The following is a 25,469-nucleotide window of genomic DNA, read 5'->3' on the forward strand; positions in this document are numbered from 1 at the left end:
GGAGTCAATTCAGCACCCAGAACCGGTAGTTGAGGTAGGCGGCAAAGCTCACCCAGACGAGGTACGGAACCAGCAGCAGCGCCGCGCGCCGATCCACCCGAGCGAACGCCCACATCGTCGCGACGATGAGCCCCCAGAGCACGACGATCACCGCGAGTCCGAGCCCGATCGCCTGCATCCCGAAGAACGCGGCCGACCAGCCCAGGTTGAACGCGAAGTGGACGGCGAACACGACGCCGGCGACGCGGACGGTTCGAGGTTCGGCGGGTGCCCGTCGCCACACGAGCCACAGTCCAGCGCCTATCAGCGCGAACAGCGCGGTCCAGACGGGACCGAACACCCAGCTCGGCGGCGCAAGAGCGGGCCGGACGAGCGAGTCGTACCACTCGCCGAGCCCCTGCGCAGTGAAGAGCGCGCCGGACGCCCCGACGAGTTCGACGGCCAGAATCGAGAGCGCGAGCGCGAGGAGCGGTCGCTCGCCGGGCAGTTCTCGGAGACGAGTTCGGAGCCGGGCCATACGACACCGTCGGTCGCCGCCGACATAACACGCCCGCCAGTCCGGGGCCGGAAGCGTCGATCCGCCCCGCCGACGGGCCCGGACCCAACTTGGGACGCCCTGGCCGGCTCAGACGAACGCCGAGAGCACGCCCTGGCCGTCGACGCTGCGGCCGAGGTCGGGGAGCGACGCGCGCTCGGGGTGCGGCATCATCACCGCGACGGTCTCCCGGTCGCCGAGGATCCCGGCGACGTTGCCGCGGGAGCCGTTCGGGTTCGCCTTTTCGATTATGTTCCCGTCGGCGTCACAGTAGCGAAAGAGGACCCGGTCCTCGGCGACGAGGTCGTCGTAGCGCTCCTCGCCGATCTCGAAGCGGCCCTCGCCGTGGGCGATCGGGATCTCGATCACGTCGCCCTCTTGGTAGGCGGCGGTCCAGGGCGTGTCGGCGTTCTCGACGCGGAGGTGGACCGACTCGCACTGGAAGCGCGCGCTGGCGTTCGTCGTGAACGCCCCGGGCGTCAGTTTCGACTCGCAGCCGATCTGTGCGCCGTTGCAGACGCCCAACACGGGGACGCCATCCTCGGCGGCGTCGCGGACGTCGTTCATGATCGGCGAGTGCGCGGCCATCGCGCCCGCCCGGAGGTAGTCGCCGTAGGAGAAGCCGCCGGGGAGGACGACTCCGTCGACGTCCGACGGCAGGCCGTCCTCGTGCCAGACGCGTTCTGCGTCGACGCCGACGTGGGAGAGCGCGCGGACGGCGTCGCGGTCGCAGTTCGAGCCGCCGAAAGTGACGACAGCGACCGTCACGGCGAGTCACCTCCGTATGCCTCGACGACGGTCGGTGTCGGTGAAGCGACGCTCATCAGGCTTCGGCCACCTCGACGTCGTAGTCGTGGATCGTCGGGTTCGCGAGCAGTCGCTCGGCCATCTCGTCGGCCCGGTCGGCCGCGGCCTCGGCCGACTCGGCGTCGAGGTCGACCTCGAACTGGTCCGCCGAGCGGAGGGCGTCGAGCTCGAAGCCGAGGCGTTCGAGCGCGCGCTTGGTCGTCTCGGCTTCGGGGTCCAACACGCCCCGCTTGAGGCGGACCGTCACCGTCGCGGTGTACGTCGTCATCGAGTCGTAGTGCGCGGTCGTGCGTAAAAGTCGTTTTGGACTGGTTCGGTTATACACGAACGTGGTTCCTCCCCCGTATCGTGGGACCCCACCGGTCGGATCCGCCTGCGTGACTCGTCTCTCGTCCCGTAGCGCCCGGCCCCGGAGGGCTCATCTCGCACCGCGGGGGTCGGACGGGGCATTGTTCAGAGTAGAGCGAAAAGATACTTTCCGCTCGGCGACGAGGTCGAAGGCGACTCCCACTCTCAAATGATCCGTTCTCCGCTTCGAGCCAAACAGGTCGAACATCTCCTCTACCTGCTTCTCGTTCTCGCCGGGGGCGCGCTGCTCCTGTGGTTCGTCTTCGACTACTTCGCGCTGATCGAAGCGGTCACGGAGCACGCGCCGTGGTGAGCGTCGGATTCGCAGGGAACGAGTCCCGAACCGAGCGAGATCAGAGGTCCCGGACGGCATCGACCGCGTCCTCGATATCCGGCGCGTCGAACCACTCGGTCCCGATGTAGGCGTTCGTCCCCGCGGCGTAGAGGTCGGAGACGGCGTCGAGGACGTCCGCCGGCAGCGACTCGGGCGAGCGCTCACACAGCGTCCGCCAGTCGGCGACGCCCGCCTCGCGGGCCCGCGATTTCGCGTCGGAAACGGCCTCGACCCACTCGGGATCCGTCCGCTTGTAGTACTGCCTGACGACCTCCTTCGAGATCTCTTGGCCCCCGTACGAGAAGCGGTTCTCGTCGAACGTGCCGACGACGTCGGCGACTTTGATTTCCCCGTCGTGGTACAGACACTCGATCTTGCCGTCCTCGTGGACGAACCTGCGCTCCTCGGCGCGGCGGTTGAGCGCGTCGTTCACCGCGAGCGCGAGGTCCCCTAGGGCATCCAGGTCGGCGACGCCGGCGATCCGGTCGGCCTCCTGTCGGGAGAGATAGCGGTCCTGCTCCTCGTACTTCGTCGAGAACTCGACGACGGGTTCCGGGAGGTCGACGACCTCCTCGGGCCACTCGTCGGCGTCCAGCCCGTACTCCGTCGGCGATCCCCGCGAGCGGAGACTCGACCCCACGGGGACCGTGTTACGGAAGACGATTTCGAGGGGGATCAGGTAGTTCTCCCCCGCGGCGTCGTGGTAGGCGTCGTAGTCGTACGCGCCGTCGCCGAGGTACGGGAGGTCGGGGACCTGCGTGAGTTCGATCGCCATCTCCGTCGGCGGGGCGGCGCAGTCGGCGAGGGCGACGGGATCGGCCGTGTCGCTGTCGACCGCGTCGGCGTCCGGTTCGGGATCGTAGACGCCGACGTAGTGCGTCGGCACGTCCGCTTCGGCCAGTCGATCGAAGTTGAACGCGCCCATCGTACACAGCGACGCGCCCTTCTTCGGGACGTGATCGGGCATCTCCCCCCAGTCGAAGACGGAGTACTGGTCGGTGAAGACGAACCGGCCCCGACCGAGTTCCGTCGCGGTCGGCTCCGTCTCGACGCGGAACTCCTTGACGCTCGTCATACGGCAAACTGTCTCGGGTGTCCACAAGAAGGCTTCCACTCCCGTGCGCACTTCGCGAGACGACAGGCGATGTCTATCCACGATCGCGTATACTCCTCGGTCTCCGTGGGTTCGGGTCGCAACGGCGGGTCGGCGCGCTCGACTCATCCGCCGGGAGGCCCAGGTTTTTGGTTTCGGACGACCCGAAGGGTGGTATGCGAGAGCCAGCGGGACCGACGGACGACCGGTCCGCGTTCGACTTCGACGTCGTCCCCGAAACGGACCAGTCGTTCGAGAACGCGCTGGCGAAGGCCCGCGCGGGCGACCGCCTGACGGTCGACGACGGGATCGAACTGCTGACGACGGGGACCGAAGATGAGGGAGTCGACCCGATCCGGAAGGAGCGGGTGCTCGAAGCGGCCGACAGGCGGCGCGCGGAAGTCGTCGGCGACGACGTGACGTTCGTCGCGAACCTGAATAACAACGTCACGACCGCCTGCAACACCGGCTGTCTGTTCTGCAACTTCAAGGACACCGCCCGCCGGTTCGAGGCCGACCACGACGGCGAGCACGCGGGATTCACCAAGACGCCGGCGGAGTCGCGTGCGATCGTCGAAGACGCACTGGAGCGAGGGATCTACGAGGTGACGTCGGTGTCGGGGCTCCACCCCGCGTTCGCGCTGAACGAGGAGCACCACGAGATCCTCGACGCCCACGACAGCCCCGCCAGGGACGTCGATTACAAGCCGCCGAGCGTCTACGACACCGACCCGGGGACGTACCTCGAACAGATGCGCGCGATGTCCGTCGGCGGCGTCCACCTCCACTCGATGACGCCCGAGGAGGCCGACCACGCCCGCCGCGGGACCGAGTGGTCCTACGAGGACGTCTACCGGGAACTGAAGGCCGCCGGCCTCGACTCCGCGCCGGGGACCGCCGCGGAGATTCTGGTCGAGGAGGTCCGCGAGGTCATCTGTCCGGGAAAGATCTCGACAGACGAGTGGGTCCGGGCGTTGGAGGGCGCGATCTCGGCCGGTCTGGACGTGACCTCGACGATGATGTACGGCCACGTCGAGAACGAGGCCCACCGCGTCCGCCACCTGAAGGTGCTCCGCGATCTCCAGGACAGAACGGGCGGCATCACCGAGTTCGTCCCGCTCTCCTTCGTCCACCAGCACACGCCGCTGTACGAGCGCGGCGTCGTCGACGGCGGCGCGAGCGACGCCGAGGACGAACTGCTCGTCGCCGTCTCGCGGCTCTTCCTCGACAACGTCGAGAACGTCCAGTCCTCGTGGGTGAAGTTCGGGAACGCGAAGGCGCTGAAGTTGCTCAACTGCGGCGCGAACGACTTCATGGGGACGATCCTCTCCGAGGAGATCACGACCCGCGCCGGGGGCACCTACGGCGAATTCCGCTCCTTCGAGGAGTACGTCGGGATGATCTCCGCCATCGGGCGACCCGCGGTCGAGCGGTCGACGGACTACCGGACTCGCCGCCGGATCGACCCCGACGACCCGCCGTTCGGTCCGCGGTTAGGTCCGCGCGCGGACGGCACGCCCGTGCTCGACGGTCGGCCCCCCGAACCGGGCGACCCCGCGCCCGCAGACGATTGATCCGGGCTGGCTCCCGATCCGGACCGGCACCTGATCCCGCCTGACTCTCGCCGACGAAGTCGCGTCGGCGGAGCGAGACGCCCACGGATGGGACGCCGACCTGGCGGACTGCGAAGGGGACGCCGACGTGTCGCCGCCACCCGCCCGTACGGGCGACACTATATTGTTCTCGGCGGTGGATATCTCTCCACAGATGAAGATCGCACTCCTGGGCGTCGGGCAGGCCGGCGGGAAGGTCGCCGACGCAATCTTGGACTACGAGGCGGCGAGCCGAGCCGACTTCGTCACCGATACCGTCGCCATCAACTCCGCGAGAGCCGACTTGCTCGGCCTGGAACGGATCCCGGTCGACAGGCGCGTGCTCATCGGCCAGTCGCGCGTGAAGGGCCACGGCTGCGGGGCCGACAACGAGCTCGGCGTGACCGTCGCCGAGGAGGACCTCGACGAGGTGCGGGGCGCGATCGACGACCTCCCCGTCCACGAGGTCGACGCGTTCCTTGTCGTCGCCGGACTCGGCGGCGGGACGGGATCGGGCGCCGCGCCCGTCATCGCCCGCGAACTCTCACGGCTCTACACGGAGCCGGTGTACGGACTGGGGATTCTCCCCGGCAGCGACGAGGGGGGCATCTACACGCTGAACGCGGCGCGGTCCTTCCAGACGTTCGTCCGCGAGGTCGACAACCTGCTCGTCTTCGACAACGACGCCTGGCGGCGATCGGGCGAGAGCCTCCGGGGCGGCTACGCGAGCATCAACGAGGAGATCGCGCGACGCCTCGGCGTCCTCCTCAGCGCCGGCGAGGTGTCGGAGCCGCCGTTTCCCGAGTCCGTCGTCGACGCCTCCGAGATCATCAACACGCTCGCCGGCGGCGGTGTGACCACGATCGGCTACGCGAACTCCCAACTGGATCGGCCGTCCCGCGGACTGTTCGGCCGCCGCGAACCGGATCCGAACGAGACCGACGTCGTGAACCGGATCACGACCACCGTGCGCCGGGCGACCCTGGGGAACCTGACGCTCCCGGCGAACGTCGAGAGCACTGAGCGCGCCCTCGTCGTCGTCAGCGGCCCGCCGCAGTACCTCAGCCGGAAGGGGATCGAGGGCTCGCGGCGGTGGCTGGAAGAGGAGACCGGCACGATGGAGGTCCGCGGCGGCGACTATCCGATTCCCAAATCGGACTACGTCGCCGGTCTGGTGGTCCTCTCGGGCGTCACCGACGTCCCGCGGATCAAGGAGCTCCAGCAGATCGGCGCGGAGACGCAGCGGAACCTCAAAGCACGCGCGGAGCAGCGACCCGAGGCGCTTCGAGACCTCGTCTGGGACGGCGACGGCGAGATCGATCCGCTGTTCTAGCCGGAGTCCCGACGCGCTCGAGGCACAGACTCAAATCCGTCGCGGCCGTCCCTTCGTTCGATGATGGTCACCACCCACGTGGCCGCCGGACTCCTCCTCGCGGTGCCGGTGGCGTCGGCCGCGCCGCACCTCGCCGTCCCCGCCGCGACCGGGGCCGTCCTCGGCGGCATCGTCCCCGATCTGGACCTCCTCGCGGGCGTCCACCGCAAGAGCCTCCACTTCCCGGTCTATTACTCCGTACTCGGACTCCTCGTCGGGGCCGTCGCGGCGTTCGCTCCCTCGCCCGCCGCCGTCGCCGCCGCGCTCTTCTTCCTCGCGGCGGGACTGCACTCCGTCTCGGACTGGTTCGGCGCGGGCGAGGAACTCCGCCCCTGGGAGCGTACCTCCGACCGCGCGGTGTATCTGCACCCCCGACGCCGCTGGCTCCGTCCGAAGTACCTCGTCCGCTACGACGGCGCGCCCGAGGATCTCCTCCTCACGGTCGGCCTCGCGCTCCCCGCGGCGGTGACCTTCGACGGCTTGCTCCGGACGGTCGTCGTCGCCGGCGTGCTCCTCGCGGTGGTGTACACGGTCTTTCGGAAACGAGTCCCCGAGTGGCTCGGCGTGTGAGCGGGCCGGTACCCCCGTTCGCCGGGCGGACCGGCTCACTGGGGGGCCGTCCGAAGCGGTCCGTCTCGGATCGCCACCTGCCGGAACCGCCGCCCGTGGACGTCGCCGCCGCCGATCGCGTCGAGGACCGGGTCGGCCAGCCACGCTCCCTCGGCGATTCGGCCCCCGACGTCCTCGCGTCGGAACTCCGCCGGGAGATATCGGTCGTACACCGGCAGCCGCTCGTAGAGCGGGACGCCGGCGTCGTCGGCTAACTCCGCTAACTCCCGGAGCGCGGGCCAGCCGTACTCGGGGTTGATGTAATCGTCGGTGACCGGCGAGACCCCGCCCAGATCGTCGACGCCGCAGTCCAGCAGCTCGCGCGTCGGCGAGAGGTTCGGCGGTACCTGCACCGACACCTCCTCGGGGAGCGCGGCGCGCGCCATCGCGACGACGCGCCGCATCGTCGCCGCGGAGGGACGCTCGAAGGCCGAGCGCTCGTTGGGGACGACGTTCTGGACGATGACTTCCTGAACGTGGTCGTACCGCTCGTGGAGTTCGCGGATCGCGAGCAGGCTCTCGGCGCGGTCGCGCCACGTCTCGCCGATGCCGACGAGGATTCCGGTGGTGAACGGTACGCCGACCTCCCCGGCCGCGCGGATCGTGTTCAGCCGCTGGCCGGGCGTCTTCCGCCGCGTCCCCGAGTGCGCGCGGACGTCCGCGGTCGTCTCCAACATCACGCCCATACTCGCGTTCACCGGCGCGAGCCGCTCGAAGCCGCCCTCGGTCAGATCGCCGGGGTTCGAGTGCGGGAGGAGTCCCTCCTCCAGCGCCATCTCACAGCAGTCGCGGAGGTAGTCTAAGACGTCGTCGTACCCCCACTCGGACAACCGCCCGTGGATCTCCGTGTAGCGCTCGTCGGGTTCGTCGCCGAACGTGAACAGCGCCTCCGTACAGCCGGCGTCCGCGCCGATCCGGAGTCGCTCTCTTACTTCCCCCGGCGAGAGCAACGTCGCTTCGCCCGGCGCGTCGTAGTAGGAACAGTACGTACACGTGTAGCGGCAAGCGGTCGTCAGCGGGAGGAAGACGTTCCGGGAGAAGGTCAGTTCGGCCGCCGAAGAGACGTCGTCGGGGGTCACCGAGAGCAGTTCTTCGACGTCCGACCGCTCGACTTCGACGTCGACGCCGTACTCCTCGGCCGCGGGGAACATCGTACGCGACGTGAGTCGCGGACGCACAAAAACAGTCGTGCTCTCGTCTCGCTGGCGACCCCGTCGCGTTCTCGTCTCCCTGGCAGACGTGCGTTTATATACGAACGGGCGGCCAGTCGCCCCGTGACGTGAAGGTCGCCCCGCGTCGGGCTGCGGTTGCTCGGCACGTCGACGCGGGATCTGTGTGACGACCGCTGGCCGTCCGGGGCGGCTGACGGGCCGTCAGCGCGTGTGCCGACTGTTCGCCCTACTTCAAACCCCGACGGACGCCGACCCGCCCGTCGTCGCCATCGTCGACCTCGAAGCCGGCCTCGACGAGCCACTGCCGCGCCCGCCCGTCGCCGTGCAGGAGCACTTCGAGGAGGTCCGACGGCTCGTCGACGTCGGTCGCCAGCCGCATCGAGTCGACGACGTCCGCGGACAGTCCCGCGTCGGCCACGATTTGACGGTGGTCCCGGTATGACGCGCCGTGGTAATCGACGAAAAAGGCGGGGTCGCGAACGACGAGGGCGTTCGTGCCCCCGCCGCGCCCCGGTACGATGGCGACGTCGCCGCCGGCGGCGAACAGCCGTCGGAGCGCCGTCGGCGTCGCGAGCGCGAGGTCCGCCATCACGACCGCCTGGTCCGGTCCGTCGTCGAGCGCAGCGTTCACGGCGACCGTCAGCGGCCTGTCGTCGACCGTCGTGGGGAGTGAACCGAGCAGTGCTGCCGCGTCGTCGACGACTGCGGCGGACGGTCCGCCGTCGATCGTCGCTTCGAGATCGAGCGGTTCGTCGAGGAGCAATTCGGGTTCGTAACCGGTGCGCTCGACGGCGTCGACGACGTCACACAGCATCGCGAGCGCGAACTCGCGCCGTTCGGCCGCCGAGAGAACGGGAGCGAGGCGGCTCTTCGGATCGCGGTTCGCGAAGGGGACGATGATGCGCATCTCGGGGTTCGACTGGTCCGTCAGCCGAGTTTGTCGTGACCCGACTGCTGAGAGCGCCAGTAGAGGAAGCCGCCGACCAGGAGGCCGACGATCACCAGCCCGCCCACGGCGTAGAGGATGAGTTGCATCCGCTGGTTCGACTGCTGGGTCTGCTGGGCCCGCTCTTCGGCCTGCCCGGCGAGGTCCGTCGCGAGGGTGAACTCCTCGCCGTCGTACGCCTCGATCGCGTTCCCGAGTCGACGTTCGGCCTCCTCGTCGTTCACTTCCTCGACGGTCGACGCGGCGTCGTCGATCGCGTTCCGGGCCTCTCGGCTCTCCTGGGTGTAGTGGGTCGCGGTCCAGGTGTCGATCTCGTTGGTCGATCCGCCCTCGCGGGTCTGTTCGAGCCCCATCACCGTGAACGACTGCGGCGGTTCGTAGGTGTAGTCGTCGACCTGCGGGACCGTCCCCGTCACGCGGACTTCGACCTCGCTGGTGCCGTCGTCGGCGACGACCTCCGCGCCTGAGAACGACTGCCCGTCGTAGGACTCTTGATCGACCTTCGCGCCGGTCTGGTCGTAGTAGACGACCGTCCACGTCACGTCCGTCAGTTCCGTGCTCCCCGCGAGCGTCCACTCCTCCAGCGAGGGGTCCTGATACAACTCGGTCAGCGTGGCTGTTGCGGTGACCTCGGTTCCGACCTCGGCGTCACTGGTGACGGTCGAATCGCCGACCGAGACGGCGGCGGCGGGGACCGTTGCGACGGAGAGGACGAAAAGACAGGCCAGCGCGAGCTTAGAAAAGCGACTCCAGCTCGTCTTCGTCATCGTTTACTAGGTTCTCCAGATTGTCTTCGCTCTCCTCTCGGATGTCGTCGATGTTCTCTTGCGCCTCGATTGCGACCTGCTGTAGCTCCTTGATCCGGGGCACGTTCGTCACGCCAGAGAGGAGAATGACGGACGCAACTTTCCCGGAGTCCCTGATGGGGTAGTCGCCACCGCGGACCTCCATACTGCCGGTCTGCTCTTCGATCCACTTGCGACCGCGCTCTATTCCCTTCCGGTTCAGGTGCTGGGAGGGACCCGCCATCACGAGCAGCGCGCGTTCGGCCCCTTCGATCTCACAGGGGAGGGTGAGTCGCCCGAGCGCGGCCTTGCGGACGAGCGAGGTGATTCGATTGGTCGTGTGGGCGGTGTCGAGTTCGTTCTCCTCGTTGCTCCCGGTGATCCGCGAGAGCAGGCCGCCGCCGGAGGAGTCGTTCTCGACGGTTTCGGACGCGTATCCGACGGTCGAAACGCCGCCGCCTTCGAGCGTGTTGATGATCTCCGAGGAGTCGACGACGCTCTCGGCGACTTCGCCGCCCTGACCGATCTCGCCGGCGCCGAACAGGACGCCGAAGCGGGTGACGATCTCCTCGTTGATCTCGTCGTAGCCGCCTTGGACGGATTCACCGGTCTTCCGCCAGGCGTCGTTGTCGAAGACGAGCAGGTTGTCGACCTCGCGGACGAACGTCTGGAACGATCGCGCTGCGTTCAGCGTGTAGATACCCCCCTCGTCGCTGCCGGGGAGGACCCCCAGGCCGTACACCGGTTCCGTGTAGATCCGTTGGAGGTGTTTCGCGAGCACGGGCGAACCGCCGCTGCCGGTGCCGCCGCCGAGTCCGGCGACGACCAGGAACGCGTCGATCTCGTGAACCGGGATGCTGTCGATCGCACCCTGCACTTCGTCGATGTCTTCCTCGGCCACTTCGGCGCCGAGTTCGTTGTCGGCGCCGACGCCGTGGCCCTTCACGCGCGACTGGCCGATGAGGACCCGCTGGTCCTTCGGGATGTGTTCCAACCCCATCAGGTCGGCCTTCGCCGTGTTGACCGCCACTGCCGCGCGGACGATCCCCGAGTCGTGGCGTTTGTCGTATTCGACGAATTTGTCGACGATCTTTCCCCCGGCCTGCCCGAAACCGATCATTGCAAGCTTCATGTATCGGGTCCCCTCGCCATTGCGTGTAACCCAGTGCAAACGCGGACATAAACCTTGTGATGGTGTGAAACGCCCGTAAGGGGACTCATACCGGAATAACCGCACGACAGCGACGGGGTCTTAATGAGTCATTAGAACCCGCTCCCCGCGAAGTGACGCTCTATTTCTCAGGATTTATATTTGTACCGGGCCGTCGACACGACCCCGACCCACCCGGCTCAGTTCGACGTGGCCGTCGCTCCCTTCCTGTCCGCTCCGCCGGCCTGCCCGTTCAGGTACGCTCTCAGCGTCGTCAGTTCGCCCACGCCCACGCCGAAGGCGTCGGTGTCGTTGTCGTCAGTGACGTTGTCGAACTGCAGCGAGCGGTACTGGTCTTTCCCCATCGGGAACCCCGGAACCAGATCCCCGATACTGAGTCCGATCTTGGCGAGCCCCATCGGGACCGGAACGATGGTCGTCGACCGGCCGTCGGCGTCGTGGATCAGGCGGGCGATCTCCGCCAGCGTGAGTTTGTCGGGGCCGCCGATCTCGTAGGTTTGCCCGACGTGCGTTTCGTCCTCGATTGCGTCGGCCAGAATCGGCACGAGATCGCCGACCCAGATCGGCTGGAACCGGGTCTTACCGCCCCCCGGAAGCGCGCTGACGTACGGCGGTGCGAGCAGCTTCGTGAAGGAGACGAACTCGCCCCCGTCGCCGAAGACGACCGAGGGTCGAAAGATCGTGTAATCGAGGACGGACTCGGTGACGATCTCCTCGGCCTCCCCCTTCGAGCGGATGTACGCCGTCGGCCCGTCCGGATCGGCCCCGAGCGCGCTCATCTGGACGAGATGACCGACATCGTGTTTTTCGGCGGCGCGGACGACGTGTTCGGTTCCCTTCCGATGTATCTCGTCGTGCATCTTATCGCCGCCGCTGGGTTTGAAAAGCGGCGAGAGCGCGACCAGATTGTACACCGCGTCCTTCCCCTCGAACGCCTCGCGGATGGATCCGTACTCCCTGACGTTACCCATCACTTTGTTGACTCCTTTCGGGAGGTCGTCGCTGCTCGGACTCCGCGAAAGCGCCGTCACGTCGTGGCCCCGACGCTTCAACTCGCCACAGAGGGTGCTTCCGATGAATCCGCTTCCGCCGACGACAAGTACTCTCATACCCGTGATATCTCTCCGCGCCGACGTAAAGCTAACTGCCGATCGGAACCCGAGACGGGCTGTCGGTTTCGCTGGACCGTTTATTATTTTCTGTAGCTTCTCAATAGCAAAGTTATTATATTTACACTCTATGTTATTAATTAGATGAAGACAACCAGACGCCAGCTGCTCGCGACGGCAGCGGGGGTGGCCGCGTTGGGTGCCAACGCCGGTTGCGTCGGCGGGACGACGAACAGCGACCAATCGGATTCCGGACGGACCACCGTGCAATCCTCGTTCTTCGTGTTCGGGGACGTCACGGCGAACGTCGCGGCAGACGCCGCGGCATCCGAACTGCTCGTCCCAGTCGGACAGCACGGGCACGGGTGGGAGCCCGGACCGCGGGTTCGCGAGGCGGTCCACGACGCGGCGCTGTTCGTTCACGGGCCGGTCGGTTTCCAGCCGTGGGTCGACGACATCCTCGGCGACCTCTCCGACGACGGTTCGGACGTTGCGACCGTCGACGTGACTACCGGGATCGACCTGTTGTCGGCCGATGACGCTCACGACCACTCGGATCAAGACGAGCACGGAGCGGACGACCACGACGACCGCGAGGAGGACCGGACCGAAGACGATCACCGCACCGAGGACGACCACGACGAACACACCACGGACGATCACGACGAACACGATCGCGGAACCGACCCGCACTTCTGGATGGACCCGCTTCGCCTCGGGAGAGCGATCGAAAGCGTCCACGACGCCCTTACGACGATCGACCCCGACAACGCCGAGACGTACGCCGGGAACGCCGCGTCGTTCCGAACCGACGTCGAAGCCCTCCACGAGCGGATCGATTCGACGGTCGAGGAGGCGTCGAACGGCGTCGTCCTCGTGGCCGGCCACAACTCCCTCCGGTACTTCGGCGACCGCTACGGCGTCGAGATCGAGGCGCTGACGAACGTCTCTCCCGACGACCGTCCGACGCCGAGAGACATCGAACGCGCGCAGGCGGTCATCGACCGACACGGCCTGCGGTACGTCTGTGCGGACCCGCTGGAATCGCAGCAGGCGGCCGAGCAACTCGTCGCGGAGACCGACGCCGAGGCCGTGCTGCCGCTGACCTCGATGCCCGGGCTGACGGAGGAGTGGGAGGCCGAGGGCTGGGGCTACCTCGACGTGATGCGCAGCGTGAACCTCCCGACGTTGGAACGCGCGCTGGAGGCGTGATGGCCGCAATCGATGTCCGGGACGTCACGTTCGGGTACTCGGGACGACCAGTCGTCGAAGACGTCTCGTTCGCGGTCGAGGAGGGGGCGTTCCTGGGGCTGGTCGGGCCGAACGGGTCGGGTAAGACGACTCTGTTGGAGCTGATGATCGGGCTCCGCCGACCCGACAGCGGGGCGGTCTCGCTGTTCGGCGCTCCCGCCGCCGAGTTCGACGACGGCGAGCGGATCGGTTACGTTCCTCAAGACGTCGCGAACGCCGACGAGGCGATGCCGATCACCGTCTCGGAGGTCGTTCGGATGGGGCGGTATCCGCGTCGACTCGTCGGCCGGTTCTCCGAGGCCGACCGCCGCGCCGTCGACGACGCGATGGAACGCGTCGAGATTGCGGATCTGGCCGACCGTCGCGTCGGTCGCCTCTCTGGCGGTCAGCGACAGCGCGTGTTCATCGCCCGCGCGCTCGCCGGCGAGGCCGACCTCTTGGCGCTCGACGAACCGACCACCGGCGTCGACGCCGAATCCCGGGAGTCGTTCTACGAGTTGCTCCACGAACTGAACGCCGAGGGGATCACGGTCGTCCTGATCGAACACGACATCGGCGTCGTCACCACCCACGCCTCCGAGATCGCGTGTCTCAACCGCGAACTCTACTTCCACGGCAGCCCCGAGGCGTTCGTCGAGACCGACGCCCTGGCCGACGCCTACGGCGGGAGCCAACACGTCGTTCACCACGATCACTGATGGTCGCCGCTTCACTCCTCCCGTCCCTCGCGCTCGCGACGCCCGCGGACGGGTTCGTCCCCCTCGCGACCGCCGTCGACCGAGCGGTCGATCTCGTCCTCGACGACGTCTGGGGAACCGCGCTCGACGTCCTCGCCGCCGCGACCGGGATCGAGATCCTCGCGTCGCCGTTCATACAGCGGGCCTACCTGGCGGCGGTCTGCATCGCCGTCATCGGCCCGCTCGTCGGGAGCTTTCTGGTCCACCGCGAGATGGCGATGATCGGCGACACCCTGGCGCACTCGGCGTTCGCCGGCGTCGCGGCGGGGCTGTTCGTCAACGGCGTCTTCGCGCTGACGATCCCGCCGCTTCTGACCGCGCTCGTCGTCGCAGCCGTCGCCGCGCTGGCCGTGCAGGCGCTCGTCGATCACGCCGGCACGTACCGGGACACGTCGCTCGCGATCGTCCTCACCGGCTCGTTCGCGGTCGGCAGCGTGCTGGTGACGGCGACCGACGGCGGGATCGCGGTCGGCATCAACGCGTACCTCTTCGGCTCGCTCGCGACCGTCTCCAGGGTGAACGCCGCGATCCTCCTGGCGATGAGCGTCGCCGTCAGCGCGGTCGTCGCCGTCGCGTACCGCCCGCTCGCGTACGTGACGTTCGACGAGGTCGGCGCGCGCGCCGCCGGTCTCGACGTCACCCGCTACAGCCAGCTGCTCGCAGTCCTGACGGCCGTCGTCGTCGTCGCCGCGATGCAGATCATGGGCGTCATCCTCGTCGCCGCGATGCTCGTGATCCCGGTCGCGGCGGCGACACCCGTCCGCGGGTTCAAGCGGTCCGTACTCGCGGCGGTCGGGGCCGGGCTCCTCTCGACGCTCGCCGGCGTCACGCTGTCGTACTGGTACGACGTCGCCGCCGGGGGAACGATCGTCCTCGTCGCGATCGGTGTCTACGGTCTCTCGAAGGCCGCCGTGCGGGGCCGTCGCCGGAGCTAGACGGCCCGTTTCGCGGCGTCGTCGCGGACGGCTGCCGCCGATCGCGGACCGGCCGGATCGGGGTCGACCGACACCGCCGACTCCGAGGAGTTTTAACGCTCCTGCCCGCCACCTCGAACTATGCTCCTCACCCTGGAGGGACTGGACGGCAGCGGGAAGACCACGGCCTGGGAGGCCCTCGAAGACGAGTACTCCGAGCCGACCTTCACCCGCGAGCCCACCGACTCGTGGTACGGCGACGCCGTCGAGCGATCGATGCGCGACGACGGGGCCGACCCGCTCGCCGAGCTCTTCCTGTTCACCGCCGATCACGCCGACCACCTCTCGCGGGTCGTCCGACCGGCGCTCGCCCAGGGGAACGTGGTGATCTCCGATCGGTACACCGACTCGCGCTTCGCCTACCAGGCGGCCTCGCTCTCGGAGTCGTATCTCAGTGGCGCGCGCGACCCGCTGCAGTACATCCAGGAGATCCACGGCGCCTTCTCGCACCCGCCCGACGCGACGATCTACCTCGACGTCGACCCGGAGACGGCCGCCGCCAGGGCCGGCGCGACCAACAAGTTCGAGCGGGCGGCGTACCTCGAACGGGTCCAGGAAAACTACGAACGGCTCATCGAGGCCGACCCCGACCGGTTCGTTCGCGTCGACGCGACGCGGCCGCTCACCGAGGTGGTCGACGTCGTCGGCGATCACGTCGAGCGGCTGGTCGGCGATCAGCTGTCGTAGGCGACCCGAACGCCGGCGGCGGAGTGAGTCGTTTCCCCCTTCAGGTCCGACCGTTTTTTTTTATCGGGTCCGATCGGGCAGGTCGATCTCCTCGGGCGGCGGAACGTACAGCGTGTCGATGGTGAACCCGAGCGCCAGCGGGAGACCGATGGCTGCTCCCAGGAGGGCTGTCCCACCGAGGTTCAACCCGGCTCCGATCGGGAAGACGCCGAAGAAGACGAGCGTCGTCACGAGGAGGACCACGGGGATGATCGCGAACGAGTAGATCACGTATCCCCACTGCGTCTTCAACCGCAGTCGGAAAAACCGGGTGAGGACCGCCGCGAACAGGGTGTGGACCACGAGCACCGCTCCGAACAGGACGAGTCCGACGACCGAGGCCATACCGGTGGTAGGGGCGCGGAGGCCTTTACCGATTCGGCTCCGACGCGGTGTCGCGTCCCGATCCGACTCCGGCGCTGCGCCGACGACCGCCAGGCGACGGTCAGTCCATCGCGATGTACGTTTTCGTGTCGGTGACGCCCGTCAGCCCCTGGATATCACTCGCCGACGCGTTCAGGACGTCGTACACCTCCTCGGCGTCGGTTTCCGCGATGATGTCGTACGCGCCCGCGACGATGTGCGCCTCGGTGACGTTCGCGAGCCCGCGGACGGAATCGACGAGTTGCTCGGACTTCCCCGGGCCGGTCTTCACCAGGATAAACGCGTGCACCATATTGCCGTGGTACGCGGTACCGTCTCAAAGTGTTTGTGCCGACGGGGGTCCGGGTTGGACCGGGTGGGATACCGCATAGACGTTATGGAGAAACATTATTGACACCCGCCGGCGTACGGCACTGTATGCGGTTCGTTATCATTGGTGCAGGTCGTGTCGGACTCCGGACCGCCCGGGTCCTCAGAGACGAGGGGCACCAAGTCACGCTCGTCGAACGGGACCGCGACCGGGTGGAACGCGCCCGCGAGGCCGGCTTCGAGGTGGTCCACGGCGACGGATCACTGGAAGACGTTCTCGCGGAGGCGGGTATCGAGGACGCCGACGGTCTGGGGGCGCTCACGAGCGACCTGAACGTGAACTTCGCGGCGTGTTCGATCGCCAAACACCACCGGACGTGGACGGTGCTCCGTGTCGACGAGGACTACCGCGAGGAGGTCTACGAAAAGTACGCCGACGAGGTGGACGAGGTCGTCTATCCCGAGCGGTTGGGTGCGATCGGCGCGAAGAACGCACTCCTCGGCGGTTCGATCCGCGCCATCGCCGACGTCGCACAGCACCTGCAGGTGGTCTTGATGACCGTCACCGAGCAGTCGCCGATGCGCGGCTACACGATCGAGGAGGTCGCGCTGCCGGCGAACTCCCGGATCGTCGCGTTCGGGAAGGCCGAGGAGCCGATGGGGCTGCCGCTGTCGGACGACTCCCTCGAAGTCGGGGACCGTCTCGCCGTCCTCGCGGACTTCGACGTCCTCGAAGAGGTCAGACAGCTCATCGTCGGCGAGACGCTCGCCCCCGAACCGGACGAGGGGGTGGCCTGATGGTCACCGCCTACGTGATGGTGAAAGCCTCCACCGGCGACGTCGACCGACTGAAGTCGGAGATAGCCGCCGTCGACGGCGGCGTCGAATCCATCAGCGTCGTCGCGGGCGATATCGACTACATCGTGAAGGTCCGCGTCGACAGTCCGGGCGACGTCAAGGATATCGCCACGGCGATCCACGAGATAGCCGGTATCGAGGACACTCAGACGTACATCGCGATGGACTGACACGGGCTATCGCCGTCTCTCATCGGTGATTATGCTGGGAGAAAGCGACCGCCGTACACGGGCGACGACAGTTGGTACGAGACGGTCGGTCGTCGCTTCCGGCCGAGCGAGCAAGCGAGCGCACGGCTCGGACCGCCCTCAGAGCGGCGTCCCGCCTCGACTGCCGCCCGCCGTATCGGCCGCCCGCTGAATGAGGTCCGTCACCGGTTCCGTGTAGTCGTAGCCGGGGATGACGCCCTCGACGTACGTCCCCTCGACGTACTCTACGACGGCGACCGCGTCTTCGGCGGCGCGGTTCGCATCTAGGTCCGCGATTGCCACGTGTACGACGGCCTCGTCGTCCGCCCGTTCGACGTCGACAGCCACGTCGTCGCTTCCGCGGAGGACGCCGTCGACGTCTTCGAGTCGAAGCGTGAACGTGTCGAACCAGCCGTCCTCGACGACCGGAGCGACCCGATCGGCCGTGACTGCGTCGAGCAGCGGGACGCGGATGGCGACCGAGAACGTCGCTTCTCCGCCCGCGGAACCGACTTCGACGTCCGCGTCGAACACCGTCGTCGTAACTGCGTAGCGGTCCGCTTCCCGCGCTTCGAGCGATTCGTGGCGGTCGGCGGCGCGTCGGGCGCGCTCGACGGCGTCACTCTCACTCATCTGAACTCACTCATTGGGGAGTGGAGGGGCCACGCCGACAAAAGCGTCTCGCGTCGCGGGGCACTCGCGGAGATCGACCGCGGATTTTCCGGAAACTTCTGACCGGGTACGGCACGTTTAAGTGCATTCCACTCCTTCGCCCAGGTGACGCTTCGTCTGGAGGGCCGAAGCGTCAGCGGGGACCAATTCAGGGCGGCAGCAGCCGTCCGGGCCGTTCCCGGACGGCTGCTTCCTTTTCCGCGATATCACGACGGTGAGCCGCGCGACCGCCGCTGTTCGTCTCTTCCGCCTCGGACGGGCGTGATCGTCGCGCCGCCACTCCGTGCGATTCAAGTACTCACCCGGCCAGTTACCCCGTATGCAGGACCAAGGACGTTCCAAGCGGAAGCGCACCGGCGGTCGACGCCGGCGCTCGCACAAGAAGACCCGCCACCAGCTCGGTCGCCAGCCCGCCGAGACCACCGTCGGCGAACCCCGGTTCCAGGTCATCGACTCCCGCGGCAACAACGAGAAGGTGCGCGCGCTCTCGGCGGACACCGCGCAAGTCGCGATCGACGGCGAAGTCACCGAGGCGACGATCGAGAACGTGGTCGAAAACCCCGCGAACGTCAACTACGTCCGCCGGAACATCATCACGAAAGGCGCGGTCATCGAGACGACGGAAGGGCGCGCCCGCGTGACGTCCCGTCCCGGCCAGACCGGCCAGGTCAACGCCGTCCTCGTCGACGACGAGTAACTCGTTTCTCCACCTTCTTCGACTTACGGCGTCGGCGCGGCCTTCTGCAGCGCCGTCTCCGCGATGTTTCCGCCGTAGTCGGCGCTGCGTGACACCGAATCGACGATGAGTCCCAGAAGTTGCGCGCGAGCGGGGTCGAGATCGCGGAGCAGTCCGTCGATCTTTCTGGCGCGTTCGTCGATCACCTGGACGGACTCGCGGGCGTCGTTCGCCAGGCGGGTCGCCTCGTCGCTGTCGTCTGCGAGCAGGGCGTCCATCCCGTCGTCGATGATCGTTCTGGCCTCCTCGTGAAGTTCCGCCAGCGCCTCGACGACCTCGTCGGGGATCGGATTCTCGAACTCCAGGGTGAGGTGGGCGATCTTCGTCGCGTGGTCGGCGATGCGTTCGAGTTGTCGCGCCGCGGACTGGTAGTCGAAACAGACCTCGCGGGGCAGGCCGAGTTCCTCGGCGGCCTTCGGCGTCCGAAGCGTCGACCGGAATATTCGGGAGACGACCATCCACAGCCGATCGACGTCGTCGTCGCGCTGGATCACGTCCCGGGCCATATCGGTGTCGAGTTCGGCGAGTGCCTCGACCGCGTCCGCGAGCATCGACAGCGAGATGAGCCGCATCCGTCTGACGGCGGTGTGGATCGACAGTTCAGCGGAATCGAGCAGGTCGCGGATGACCACCGTATCGCGGGTCTCCTCGAGGACTTCCAGGCCGACGAGACTCTGCGTCGCCTGCCGGATCGTCCGCCGCTGATCGGTCGTGATCCGCGAACTTTCGAGCGTGATGATGTCGAAGCCGCTGACGTACATCGTCATCACCGCGCGCGTGAGTTCGTCGCCAGCGAGGTCGGTCACGTCGAGGGCCCCCTCCGTTCGCTCTTCCCCGTTCGCCGGCGCCAGAAACAGCGAGTCCCCCTCCGGATAGAACTCGACGACGCTTCCGGCCGAGACGTCGTTCTCCGTCGCCCACTCCTTCGGAATAGAGACCGTGAACGTCGAGCCCCCGGTGACCTGGACCTTCCGCGTTTCCACCATACGAGGCCGTAGCGATCAGTGGAATATAAATTTGGCTATTACTATATAGCAACCGGCACGGAATAGTCGAATCCGGTCTCGGACACATTGAGCCGCTGAGATATGTACCCGGAAGTCTCTCCGGACGAAACCGAGCGTCGATTCTGCGACCTCCCTGGGCGAAAGCAATTGGACTAATGTGGGTGTTTCACCGATAGAAGATCGAATAACCGATCTATCATCGGCCATTTTGAACAATACTGTTCCTCTGTGGCGCACACCAGAGGGCAATTGCTCTATCTACGGTCGAGTATTGTCTGCTATTTCTTCTATATAGTTATATTAGTAGCGGTTTTATTCTATCTACGGATACGAAGTGGTAATGACGCGCGAACCCGAGCGCAACAGTCGTTTCTCACGTCGTGAGTTCCTCGCAGCCACCGGCGGTCTGGGTGTCGCCGGTCTGGCGGGTTGCACGCAGGACAACCCGAGCGACGGCGCGACCGCCGACCCGACCGAGACCGGATCGGACGGGTCCGACTCGGACGGTTCCGGAGGCGACGGCGGATCCGGTGAACTCTCCGGAGAGATCTCGATCGCGGGCTCCTCGACGGTGTTCCCGCTCGCGAGCGCGATGGCGGAACGCTTCGAAGAGCGGCACAGCGGCGTCAGTACGAGTCTCCAGTCGACCGGATCCGGAGGCGGCTTCGCGAACTACTTCTGCACGGGTCAGACCGACTTCAACAACGCTTCGCGGCCCATCCAGCCCGAGGAGGAAGAACAGTGCGCCGGCAACGACGTCGAGCCCGTCGAGCTCAAGGTCGCGACCGACGCGCTCACCGTGATCGTCAACAACGACAACGAGTTCCTCGGCGAGGGGCTCACCGTCGAGCAGCTCCGCGAAATCTGGTCCGCGGAGTCGCAGCCGGAGACGTGGGCCGACGTCGACGCCGAGTGGCCCGACGAACCGTTCGAGCTGTACGGCCCCTCGGACGCCTCGGGGACGTACGACTACTTCATCGAATCCGTGCTCGGCGAGGAGGGGCCGGGTCACCGCCAGGACTACTCGCCGACCGAGCAGGACCGGACGATCATCCAGGGGGTTTCCGGCTCGGAGTTCGCGATGGGCTATCTCGGCTTCGCGTACTACAGCCAGAACCAGGACACGGTGCAGGCCGTCCCGATCAAAGACGGCGAGGGCGACTACGTCGAACCGTCGCTCGACACCGCGCTGTCGGGCGACTACACGCCGCTGTCGCGGCCGCTGTTCACGTACCCCAAGGTGTCCGCGCTCGAAGAGGAGCACATCGCCGAGTTCGCGCGCTTCTGGATCGAGAACTCGACCAGCCGCGAGATCGTCGCCGACGAGGTCGGATACGTCCCGCTCAGCGAGGACGAGCGCGACGAGATGCTCGGGAAGATCGACAGCGCGGTCGGGGACTCGGACTGAGCCGCCGTCGGGGGCACTCACTGCACAACTGCCGCGACTAACGTCACACTGATATTATGAGCATATGAGCACGGACGAACTGACGACGGACATCACGACGCAGACGGAGAACTCCCCGCGAGAGCTACTGACGCGGACGTTCTTCTTCCTCTGTGCGGCGCTCTCGATCGTGACGACGATCAGCATCGTCGCCCTCTTGGTGACGGAGGCGGCGAGGTTCTTCTCGCTCACGGCACCGCTCCTGGGCGTCACCGGGCCGACCGCATCGATCGTCGACTTCCTCACCGGGACGTCCTGGAACATCAACGGCGGCGAGTTCGGCGTCCTCACGCTCGTCTCGGCGACGGTGATGATCACGCTCGGGTCGGCCGTCATCGCTATCCCGCTGGGCGTCGCGACGGCGATCTACCTCAGCGAGTACGCCAGCGAGCGGGCCCGCTCGCTGCTCAAACCCGCGCTGGAGATCCTCGCCGGGGTCCCGACGGTCGTCTACGGCTTCTTCGCGCTCATCTACATCACGCCGGCGCTCTCCGTGGTCTTCCCGAGCATCGGGACGTTCAATATGCTCTCGGCCAGCATCGTCGTCGGGATTATGATCATCCCGATGGTCGCCTCGATCAGCGAGGACGCGATGTCGGCGGTCCCCGACGAACTCCGGCAGGCCGGCTACGGGATGGGTGCGACGAAGTTCGACGTCGCGACGGGGATCGTCGTTCCCGCGGCGCTGTCGGGCATCTTCTCGTCGTTCATCCTCGCGCTCTCGCGGGCCATCGGCGAGACGATGGCCGTCACCATCGCCGCCGGCTCGCGGGCGCAGTTCCTCAATCCCGTCAACCCCGCGTCGTTCCTCGAGGGATCGCTCCCGATGACGGCCGCGATGGTCCAGTTGCTCCTCGGCGACATCACCGGCGGGGGGCTGGCCTACCGCAGTCTGTTCGCCATCGGGCTCGTCCTCTTCGTCATCACGCTCGTCATGAACGTCATCAGCGACTTCGTCGCCCAGCGATATCGGGAGGAGTACTGAGATGGCGGCCGAAACCGACACCGGAGCGATCGAGGACTTCGGACAGGTCAGCCGCACGGTCGGGACCGTCTTCCGCTACCTGCTATTGGCGGCGACGATGTTCGGCATCGTGATGCTGGCGGTCCTGCTGCTGTACGTCGCCAACGACGCGATCCGGCCGCTGACAGCCGATCCCGGCTGGTACCTGGCGTTCTTCCTCGCCCTGGTCGCCCCGACGGGGATCGCCGGGTGGGCCGTCCGGCGTCGCGACCCCGCGGCGCTCACCTTCGGGACGTTCCTCGTCGGGATGCTCGTCGTCTCACTGATGTTCAGCGGCGGCGTCGCGCTCCTCGTGATCGACGTCGTCCCGCCCCTCGTCGCACTGGCGTTCGCGATCGGACTCGCCGTCCCCATCGGCGCGACGGTCGGTCTCACCCGTTACGCCCACCGGATCTCGTTCACGCTCAGACTCGCGGCGACGACGGCGGTCTTCTACCTCTCGCTGTTCGGCCTCCCCGGGCCGATCGGCGATGCCGTCGGCGCGCCGCCGATCGTCCCGAGCCTCGTCGCGCTCGTCCAGTCGGTCCCCGTGATTCCGGTCGACTGGATGATGGTCGCGGCCGTCGTCGGGGGCGGTTCCGCCGCGGCGATCGGCACCTACGTTGCGAGCGTCGGCGACGGTTCCGCGGGGCTGTACGCGGCCGGTGTGGCACTCGCAGCCAGTGCCGCCGCCGGTGCTGCCGGTCCGCTCGTCGGCGTCGACTCGGTCCCGGCGGTCGTGATCACGGCCGTCGCGCTCGTGCCGACCACGGCGTACGCCTGGCGCGGGGGGTTCACCGAGGAAGGTTCGCCGCTCGGCCTGGTCTTCGCGGCGACGGTCGTCGTCGGGGCTCTCGTCGGAGCTGCCGCCGTCGACGTTCTCGGGTTCGCCGGCCCGCAGTCGTGGGTCGACTGGGGGTTCCTCACCAGCGCGCACAGCGGGACCGCCGAGAACGCGGGGCTGTACCCCGCCATCGGCGGATCGATCCTCCTGATGACCACGGTCGCGGCGCTGTCGTTCCCGGTGGGTGTCGGCGCAGCGGTCTACTTGGAGGAGTACGCCGGCGACAACGCCCTCACCCGGTTCGTCGACGTCAACATCTCGAACCTGGCGGGGGTGCCGTCGGTGGTGTACGGGCTGCTCGGCCTCGGCGTGTTCGTGACGTACCTCGGGCGGTCGGCCGGGACGGTCCTCGTCGGCGGCGCGACGCTGGCGCTGCTCATCCTCCCGATCGTCATCATCTCAGCGCGGGAGGCGATCCGCTCGGTGCCCTCGGACATGCGGCAGGCCTCCTACGGGATGGGCGCGACGCGCTGGCAGACGGTGAAGAACGTGGTGCTCCCCGAGGCGTTCCCCGGGATCCTCACCGGGACGATCCTCGCGCTGGGACGCGCCATCGGGGAGACCGCGCCGCTCATCATGATCGGCGCGCCGAACGTCGTGTTCAACCTGCCCACCGCCCTCGGATCGAAGGTGAGCGCGATGCCGCTGCAGGTGTACGCGTGGTCCAGTCTCTTCGCCAGCGAGGACTTCTACACGAAGGCGGTGCCCGCCGGCGTGGTCGTTCTCCTCGCCGTGTTACTGGCGATGAACTCGGTCGCGATCGTGCTGCGGAACAAATTCGAGCGAACACAGTGAGTGAGAACCCAATGAGTCAGCATCCAATGAGCCAGAACTCAACGAACAAACAGAACCGGAACGAACGGGCGGAGAGAGACGAATCGGCGGACCCGACCGCCGACGGGATGGACATCCAGACGGACGTCAGCGGCAGCGTCGCCGCTTCCGCGGGCGGATCGCCGACGCGAGAGACCGTCGTCAGCGCGAAGCACATCAGCGTCTGGTACGGCGACGACCAGGCGCTCTCGGACATCACGATGGACATCCCCGAACGGAGCGTCACGGCGATGGTCGGCCCCTCGGGGTGTGGGAAGTCGACGTTCCTCCGCTGTATCAATCGGATGAACGACCTCATCGACAGCGCTCGCGTCGAGGGAGACCTCTACCTCCGCGGGAAGAACGTCTACGACGACGACGTCGACCCCGTGGCGCTGCGGCGAAGAGTGGGAATGGTATTCCAGAAGCCGAACCCGTTCCCGAAGAGCATCTACGACAACGTCACGTACGGATTGAAGATCCAGGACAAGGGCGGCGACTACGACGAGATCGTCGAGGAGTCGCTGAAGCGCGCCGCGCTGTGGGACGAGGTGAAGGACCAACTCGGCGAGTCGGGGCTGGAGCTCTCCGGCGGCCAGCAGCAGCGGCTCTGCATCGCCCGCGCCATCGCGCCGGACCCGGAGGTCCTGCTGATGGACGAACCCGCCTCCGCGCTCGATCCGGTGGCGACCTCCCAGATCGAGGATCTCATCGAGGAGCTCGCGGAGGACTACACGGTCGTCATCGTCACGCACAACATGCAACAGGCCGCCCGCATCTCCGATCAGACCGCGGTCTTCCTGACCGGCGGGGAACTCGTCGAGTTCGACGACACCCAGAAGATCTTCGAGAACCCCGAGAGCCAGCGGGTCGAAGACTACATCACCGGGAAGTTCGGGTAATACACTATGCCCAGACAGGAATACCAGGAGTCCCTCTCGAACCTCCGCGACGACGTCCTCTACATGAGCGAGGTCGTCGCCGAACGGCTCCGACTCGGACTCGACGCGCTCGAACAGAAGGACAGAGAGATCGCCGAGGAGGTCGTCGGCGGCGACGACGAGATCAACCAGATGTACCTGGACCTCGAGAGCGAGTGCGTCAATCTGATCGCGCTCCAGCAACCCGTCGCTTCCGACCTCCGTTTCATCGCCGCGTCGTTCAAGATCATCACCGACCTCGAACGGATCGGCGACCTGGCGGTCAACCTCGCGCAGTACGCGATGGACGCCGACCGGGACGTGTTCCCGGAGGTCGACGTCCAGCAGATCGGCGTCGAGACGCTCGACATGCTCGAATCCGCGATGGCCGCCTACGCGAACGACGACCCGGAGGCGTGTTACGCCGTCGCCGAGCGCGACGACGACCTCGACGCGATGTGCGAGGCCGCCAGTTCCACCGTCGTCCGGGACCTCATCGAACACGACCCGTTCGGCGACGACGACGCCGACGCGGAGGCGTACCTGCAGGACATCTCGCGACTCTTACTCACGATCCGTGACCTCGAACGGATCGGCGACCACGCGGTCAACATCGCCGCGCGCGCGCTGTATATGATCGAGGACGACGCCGAACTGCTGTACTGAGCAATTAGCGCGATTCGACGGGCAGTGTTTTGGTGAAAACAAGTGATCGATAGACGTGCAA

At 67.1% G+C, this 25,469-nt stretch carries 29 protein-coding genes; 16 read left to right on the forward strand and 13 right to left on the reverse strand.

The window, feature by feature from the left end; translation table 11 throughout:
* Positions 1 to 4: 4 nt before the first annotated feature.
* The 3 genes from NO876_RS03065 to purS form a co-directional block, all read right to left on the reverse strand.
* Positions 5 to 517 (reverse strand): TspO/MBR family protein, encoded by a 513-nt coding sequence (locus NO876_RS03065; protein ID WP_256420186.1) that lies wholly within the window; start codon positions 515 to 517, stop codon positions 5 to 7.
* Positions 518 to 625: 108 nt separating this feature from the next.
* A complete protein-coding gene (gene purQ, locus NO876_RS03070) occupies positions 626 to 1,303 on the reverse strand; it encodes a phosphoribosylformylglycinamidine synthase I (protein ID WP_256420187.1) in 678 nt (225 codons plus the stop codon).
* A 55-nt stretch (positions 1,304 to 1,358) separates the two neighbouring features.
* A complete protein-coding gene (gene purS, locus NO876_RS03075; RefSeq protein WP_256420188.1) occupies positions 1,359 to 1,610 on the reverse strand; it encodes a phosphoribosylformylglycinamidine synthase subunit PurS in 252 nt (83 codons plus the stop codon).
* 249 nt (positions 1,611 to 1,859) lie between these two features.
* Between purS and NO876_RS03080 the strand changes: the two genes are divergently transcribed.
* Positions 1,860 to 2,003: a hypothetical protein gene (locus NO876_RS03080; RefSeq protein ID WP_256420189.1), complete on the forward strand. Its 144-nt coding sequence runs from the start codon at positions 1,860 to 1,862 to the stop codon at positions 2,001 to 2,003.
* 40 nt (positions 2,004 to 2,043) lie between these two features.
* On the opposite strand, the gene NO876_RS03085 is transcribed toward NO876_RS03080, so the two are convergent.
* Positions 2,044 to 3,099, reverse strand: a complete 1,056-nt coding sequence (locus NO876_RS03085) for a phosphoribosylaminoimidazolesuccinocarboxamide synthase (RefSeq protein ID WP_256420190.1) — start codon at positions 3,097 to 3,099, stop codon at positions 2,044 to 2,046.
* Between the two features lie 194 nt (positions 3,100 to 3,293).
* Here NO876_RS03085 and cofH point away from each other — a divergent pair, with 194 nt between their 5' ends.
* The 3 genes from cofH to NO876_RS03100 all read left to right on the forward strand — a co-directional run bounded on the left by cofH (position 3,294) and on the right by NO876_RS03100 (position 6,651).
* Positions 3,294 to 4,691, forward strand: coding sequence for a 7,8-didemethyl-8-hydroxy-5-deazariboflavin synthase subunit CofH (gene cofH / locus NO876_RS03090; RefSeq protein ID WP_256420191.1), 1,398 nt, complete (start codon positions 3,294 to 3,296; stop codon positions 4,689 to 4,691).
* Positions 4,692 to 4,884: 193 nt separating this feature from the next.
* A complete protein-coding gene (locus tag NO876_RS03095) occupies positions 4,885 to 6,042 on the forward strand; it encodes a tubulin/FtsZ family protein (RefSeq protein ID WP_256420192.1) in 1,158 nt (385 codons plus the stop codon).
* A 60-nt stretch (positions 6,043 to 6,102) separates the two neighbouring features.
* Positions 6,103 to 6,651 carry a metal-dependent hydrolase gene (locus NO876_RS03100; protein ID WP_256420194.1) on the forward strand — a complete coding sequence of 183 codons (549 nt, stop codon included), beginning with the start codon at positions 6,103 to 6,105 and terminating at the stop codon, positions 6,649 to 6,651.
* 35 nt (positions 6,652 to 6,686) lie between these two features.
* Here NO876_RS03100 and cofG read toward each other — a convergent pair whose 3' ends face one another.
* The 5 genes from cofG to NO876_RS03125 form a co-directional block, all read right to left on the reverse strand.
* Positions 6,687 to 7,841, reverse strand: coding sequence for a 7,8-didemethyl-8-hydroxy-5-deazariboflavin synthase subunit CofG (cofG, locus tag NO876_RS03105; protein ID WP_256420195.1), 1,155 nt, complete (start codon positions 7,839 to 7,841; stop codon positions 6,687 to 6,689).
* A 247-nt stretch (positions 7,842 to 8,088) separates the two neighbouring features.
* A complete protein-coding gene (gene cofC, locus NO876_RS03110) occupies positions 8,089 to 8,769 on the reverse strand; it encodes a 2-phospho-L-lactate guanylyltransferase (RefSeq protein ID WP_256420196.1) in 681 nt (226 codons plus the stop codon).
* Positions 8,770 to 8,789: 20 nt separating this feature from the next.
* On the reverse strand, positions 8,790 to 9,575 hold the full coding sequence (locus NO876_RS03115) for a hypothetical protein (protein ID WP_256420197.1): 786 nt from the start codon (positions 9,573 to 9,575) through the stop codon (positions 8,790 to 8,792).
* Positions 9,544 to 10,725 (reverse strand): tubulin/FtsZ family protein, encoded by a 1,182-nt coding sequence (locus tag NO876_RS03120; RefSeq protein ID WP_256420198.1) that lies wholly within the window; start codon positions 10,723 to 10,725, stop codon positions 9,544 to 9,546. The genes NO876_RS03115 and NO876_RS03120 overlap by 32 nt, the downstream gene beginning before the upstream one ends.
* Positions 10,726 to 10,943: 218 nt before the next feature.
* The gene (locus NO876_RS03125; protein WP_256420199.1) at positions 10,944 to 11,873 is read right to left on the reverse strand and encodes a complex I NDUFA9 subunit family protein; all 930 of its coding nucleotides are present in this window, start codon (positions 11,871 to 11,873) and stop codon (positions 10,944 to 10,946) included.
* 144 nt (positions 11,874 to 12,017) lie between these two features.
* Here NO876_RS03125 and NO876_RS03130 point away from each other — a divergent pair, with 144 nt between their 5' ends.
* The 4 genes from NO876_RS03130 (at position 12,018) to tmk (ending at position 15,522) form a co-directional block, all read left to right on the forward strand.
* Positions 12,018 to 13,085, forward strand: a complete 1,068-nt coding sequence (locus NO876_RS03130) for a metal ABC transporter substrate-binding protein (protein WP_256420200.1) — start codon at positions 12,018 to 12,020, stop codon at positions 13,083 to 13,085.
* On the forward strand, positions 13,085 to 13,822 hold the full coding sequence (locus NO876_RS03135) for a metal ABC transporter ATP-binding protein (protein WP_256420201.1): 738 nt from the start codon (positions 13,085 to 13,087) through the stop codon (positions 13,820 to 13,822). The genes NO876_RS03130 and NO876_RS03135 overlap by 1 nt, the downstream gene beginning before the upstream one ends.
* Positions 13,822 to 14,796: a metal ABC transporter permease gene (locus NO876_RS03140; protein ID WP_256420202.1), complete on the forward strand. Its 975-nt coding sequence runs from the start codon at positions 13,822 to 13,824 to the stop codon at positions 14,794 to 14,796. Before NO876_RS03135 ends, NO876_RS03140 begins: the two co-directional genes overlap by 1 nt.
* 120 nt (positions 14,797 to 14,916) lie before the next feature.
* Positions 14,917 to 15,522 (forward strand): dTMP kinase, encoded by a 606-nt coding sequence (gene tmk / locus NO876_RS03145; RefSeq protein WP_256420203.1) that lies wholly within the window; start codon positions 14,917 to 14,919, stop codon positions 15,520 to 15,522.
* A gap of 60 nt (positions 15,523 to 15,582) precedes the next feature.
* Here the strand turns inward: tmk and NO876_RS03150 are convergent, their stop codons facing one another.
* A complete protein-coding gene (locus tag NO876_RS03150) occupies positions 15,583 to 15,906 on the reverse strand; it encodes a DUF7991 family protein (protein ID WP_256420204.1) in 324 nt (107 codons plus the stop codon).
* Between the two features lie 100 nt (positions 15,907 to 16,006).
* A complete protein-coding gene (locus tag NO876_RS03155) occupies positions 16,007 to 16,237 on the reverse strand; it encodes an Lrp/AsnC family transcriptional regulator (protein ID WP_256420205.1) in 231 nt (76 codons plus the stop codon).
* A 125-nt stretch (positions 16,238 to 16,362) separates the two neighbouring features.
* On the opposite strand from NO876_RS03155, the gene NO876_RS03160 reads away from it, so the two are divergent.
* Together NO876_RS03160 and NO876_RS03165 are read left to right on the forward strand one after the other, a co-directional pair.
* On the forward strand, positions 16,363 to 17,052 hold the full coding sequence (locus tag NO876_RS03160) for a potassium channel family protein (RefSeq protein ID WP_256420206.1): 690 nt from the start codon (positions 16,363 to 16,365) through the stop codon (positions 17,050 to 17,052).
* Complete coding sequence (locus NO876_RS03165; RefSeq protein WP_256420207.1) at positions 17,052 to 17,282, forward strand: Lrp/AsnC family transcriptional regulator; 231 nt, start codon at positions 17,052 to 17,054, stop codon at positions 17,280 to 17,282. Before NO876_RS03160 ends, NO876_RS03165 begins: the two co-directional genes overlap by 1 nt.
* A 138-nt stretch (positions 17,283 to 17,420) precedes the next feature.
* On the opposite strand, the gene NO876_RS03170 is transcribed toward NO876_RS03165, so the two are convergent.
* A complete protein-coding gene (locus NO876_RS03170; RefSeq protein WP_256420208.1) occupies positions 17,421 to 17,933 on the reverse strand; it encodes a DUF5813 family protein in 513 nt (170 codons plus the stop codon).
* A 358-nt stretch (positions 17,934 to 18,291) separates the two neighbouring features.
* Here NO876_RS03170 and NO876_RS03175 point away from each other — a divergent pair, with 358 nt between their 5' ends.
* The gene (locus NO876_RS03175; RefSeq protein WP_256420209.1) at positions 18,292 to 18,669 is read left to right on the forward strand and encodes a 30S ribosomal protein S8e; all 378 of its coding nucleotides are present in this window, start codon (positions 18,292 to 18,294) and stop codon (positions 18,667 to 18,669) included.
* Between the two features lie 23 nt (positions 18,670 to 18,692).
* On the opposite strand, the gene NO876_RS03180 is transcribed toward NO876_RS03175, so the two are convergent.
* Positions 18,693 to 19,694 (reverse strand): phosphate signaling complex PhoU family protein, encoded by a 1,002-nt coding sequence (locus NO876_RS03180; protein ID WP_256420210.1) that lies wholly within the window; start codon positions 19,692 to 19,694, stop codon positions 18,693 to 18,695.
* A gap of 361 nt (positions 19,695 to 20,055) precedes the next feature.
* Between NO876_RS03180 and NO876_RS03185 the strand changes: the two genes are divergently transcribed.
* The 5 genes from NO876_RS03185 to phoU all read left to right on the forward strand — a co-directional run bounded on the left by NO876_RS03185 (position 20,056) and on the right by phoU (position 25,408).
* On the forward strand, positions 20,056 to 21,123 hold the full coding sequence (locus NO876_RS03185) for a PstS family phosphate ABC transporter substrate-binding protein (protein WP_256420211.1): 1,068 nt from the start codon (positions 20,056 to 20,058) through the stop codon (positions 21,121 to 21,123).
* Between the two features lie 64 nt (positions 21,124 to 21,187).
* Positions 21,188 to 22,147, forward strand: coding sequence for a phosphate ABC transporter permease subunit PstC (pstC, locus tag NO876_RS03190; protein ID WP_256420212.1), 960 nt, complete (start codon positions 21,188 to 21,190; stop codon positions 22,145 to 22,147).
* 1 nt (position 22,148) lies between these two features.
* A complete protein-coding gene (gene pstA, locus NO876_RS03195; protein WP_256420213.1) occupies positions 22,149 to 23,804 on the forward strand; it encodes a phosphate ABC transporter permease PstA in 1,656 nt (551 codons plus the stop codon).
* A gap of 107 nt (positions 23,805 to 23,911) precedes the next feature.
* The gene (gene pstB / locus NO876_RS03200) at positions 23,912 to 24,724 is read left to right on the forward strand and encodes a phosphate ABC transporter ATP-binding protein PstB (protein WP_390276876.1); all 813 of its coding nucleotides are present in this window, start codon (positions 23,912 to 23,914) and stop codon (positions 24,722 to 24,724) included.
* Positions 24,725 to 24,730: 6 nt separating this feature from the next.
* Entirely contained in the window at positions 24,731 to 25,408 is a 678-nt protein-coding gene (gene phoU / locus NO876_RS03205) for a phosphate signaling complex protein PhoU (protein ID WP_256420215.1), read from the forward strand.
* Positions 25,409 to 25,469: the final 61 nt, after the last annotated feature.

Source organism: Halobellus rarus, assembly GCF_024494595.1.
Lineage (GTDB): Archaea > Halobacteriota > Halobacteria > Halobacteriales > Haloferacaceae > Haloquadratum > Haloquadratum rarum.

Excerpts from the sequence above, each read along its gene's own strand:
- NO876_RS03065 (WP_256420186.1), bottom strand. The coding sequence starts at position 517 with ATGGCCCGGCTCCGAACTCGTCTCCGAGAACTGCCCGGCGAGCGACCG.
- purS (WP_256420188.1), bottom strand. The coding sequence starts at position 1,610 with ATGACGACGTACACCGCGACGGTGACGGTCCGCCTCAAGCGGGGCGTG.
- NO876_RS03080 (WP_256420189.1), top strand. The coding sequence starts at position 1,860 with ATGATCCGTTCTCCGCTTCGAGCCAAACAGGTCGAACATCTCCTCTAC.
- NO876_RS03085 (WP_256420190.1), bottom strand. The coding sequence starts at position 3,099 with ATGACGAGCGTCAAGGAGTTCCGCGTCGAGACGGAGCCGACCGCGACG.
- cofH (WP_256420191.1), top strand. The coding sequence starts at position 3,294 with ATGCGAGAGCCAGCGGGACCGACGGACGACCGGTCCGCGTTCGACTTC.
- NO876_RS03095 (WP_256420192.1), top strand. The coding sequence starts at position 4,885 with ATGAAGATCGCACTCCTGGGCGTCGGGCAGGCCGGCGGGAAGGTCGCC.
- NO876_RS03100 (WP_256420194.1), top strand. The coding sequence starts at position 6,103 with ATGATGGTCACCACCCACGTGGCCGCCGGACTCCTCCTCGCGGTGCCG.
- cofG (WP_256420195.1), bottom strand. The coding sequence starts at position 7,841 with ATGTTCCCCGCGGCCGAGGAGTACGGCGTCGACGTCGAAGTCGAGCGG.
- cofC (WP_256420196.1), bottom strand. The coding sequence starts at position 8,769 with ATGCGCATCATCGTCCCCTTCGCGAACCGCGATCCGAAGAGCCGCCTC.
- NO876_RS03115 (WP_256420197.1), bottom strand. The coding sequence starts at position 9,575 with ATGACGAAGACGAGCTGGAGTCGCTTTTCTAAGCTCGCGCTGGCCTGT.
- NO876_RS03120 (WP_256420198.1), bottom strand. The coding sequence starts at position 10,725 with ATGAAGCTTGCAATGATCGGTTTCGGGCAGGCCGGGGGAAAGATCGTC.
- NO876_RS03125 (WP_256420199.1), bottom strand. The coding sequence starts at position 11,873 with ATGAGAGTACTTGTCGTCGGCGGAAGCGGATTCATCGGAAGCACCCTC.
- NO876_RS03130 (WP_256420200.1), top strand. The coding sequence starts at position 12,018 with ATGAAGACAACCAGACGCCAGCTGCTCGCGACGGCAGCGGGGGTGGCC.
- NO876_RS03135 (WP_256420201.1), top strand. The coding sequence starts at position 13,085 with ATGGCCGCAATCGATGTCCGGGACGTCACGTTCGGGTACTCGGGACGA.
- NO876_RS03140 (WP_256420202.1), top strand. The coding sequence starts at position 13,822 with ATGGTCGCCGCTTCACTCCTCCCGTCCCTCGCGCTCGCGACGCCCGCG.
- tmk (WP_256420203.1), top strand. The coding sequence starts at position 14,917 with ATGCTCCTCACCCTGGAGGGACTGGACGGCAGCGGGAAGACCACGGCC.
- NO876_RS03150 (WP_256420204.1), bottom strand. The coding sequence starts at position 15,906 with ATGGCCTCGGTCGTCGGACTCGTCCTGTTCGGAGCGGTGCTCGTGGTC.
- NO876_RS03155 (WP_256420205.1), bottom strand. The coding sequence starts at position 16,237 with ATGGTGCACGCGTTTATCCTGGTGAAGACCGGCCCGGGGAAGTCCGAG.
- NO876_RS03160 (WP_256420206.1), top strand. The coding sequence starts at position 16,363 with ATGCGGTTCGTTATCATTGGTGCAGGTCGTGTCGGACTCCGGACCGCC.
- NO876_RS03165 (WP_256420207.1), top strand. The coding sequence starts at position 17,052 with ATGGTCACCGCCTACGTGATGGTGAAAGCCTCCACCGGCGACGTCGAC.
- NO876_RS03170 (WP_256420208.1), bottom strand. The coding sequence starts at position 17,933 with ATGAGTGAGAGTGACGCCGTCGAGCGCGCCCGACGCGCCGCCGACCGC.
- NO876_RS03175 (WP_256420209.1), top strand. The coding sequence starts at position 18,292 with ATGCAGGACCAAGGACGTTCCAAGCGGAAGCGCACCGGCGGTCGACGC.
- NO876_RS03180 (WP_256420210.1), bottom strand. The coding sequence starts at position 19,694 with ATGGTGGAAACGCGGAAGGTCCAGGTCACCGGGGGCTCGACGTTCACG.
- NO876_RS03185 (WP_256420211.1), top strand. The coding sequence starts at position 20,056 with ATGACGCGCGAACCCGAGCGCAACAGTCGTTTCTCACGTCGTGAGTTC.
- pstC (WP_256420212.1), top strand. The coding sequence starts at position 21,188 with ATGAGCACGGACGAACTGACGACGGACATCACGACGCAGACGGAGAAC.
- pstA (WP_256420213.1), top strand. The coding sequence starts at position 22,149 with ATGGCGGCCGAAACCGACACCGGAGCGATCGAGGACTTCGGACAGGTC.
- pstB (WP_390276876.1), top strand. The coding sequence starts at position 23,912 with ATGGACATCCAGACGGACGTCAGCGGCAGCGTCGCCGCTTCCGCGGGC.
- phoU (WP_256420215.1), top strand. The coding sequence starts at position 24,731 with ATGCCCAGACAGGAATACCAGGAGTCCCTCTCGAACCTCCGCGACGAC.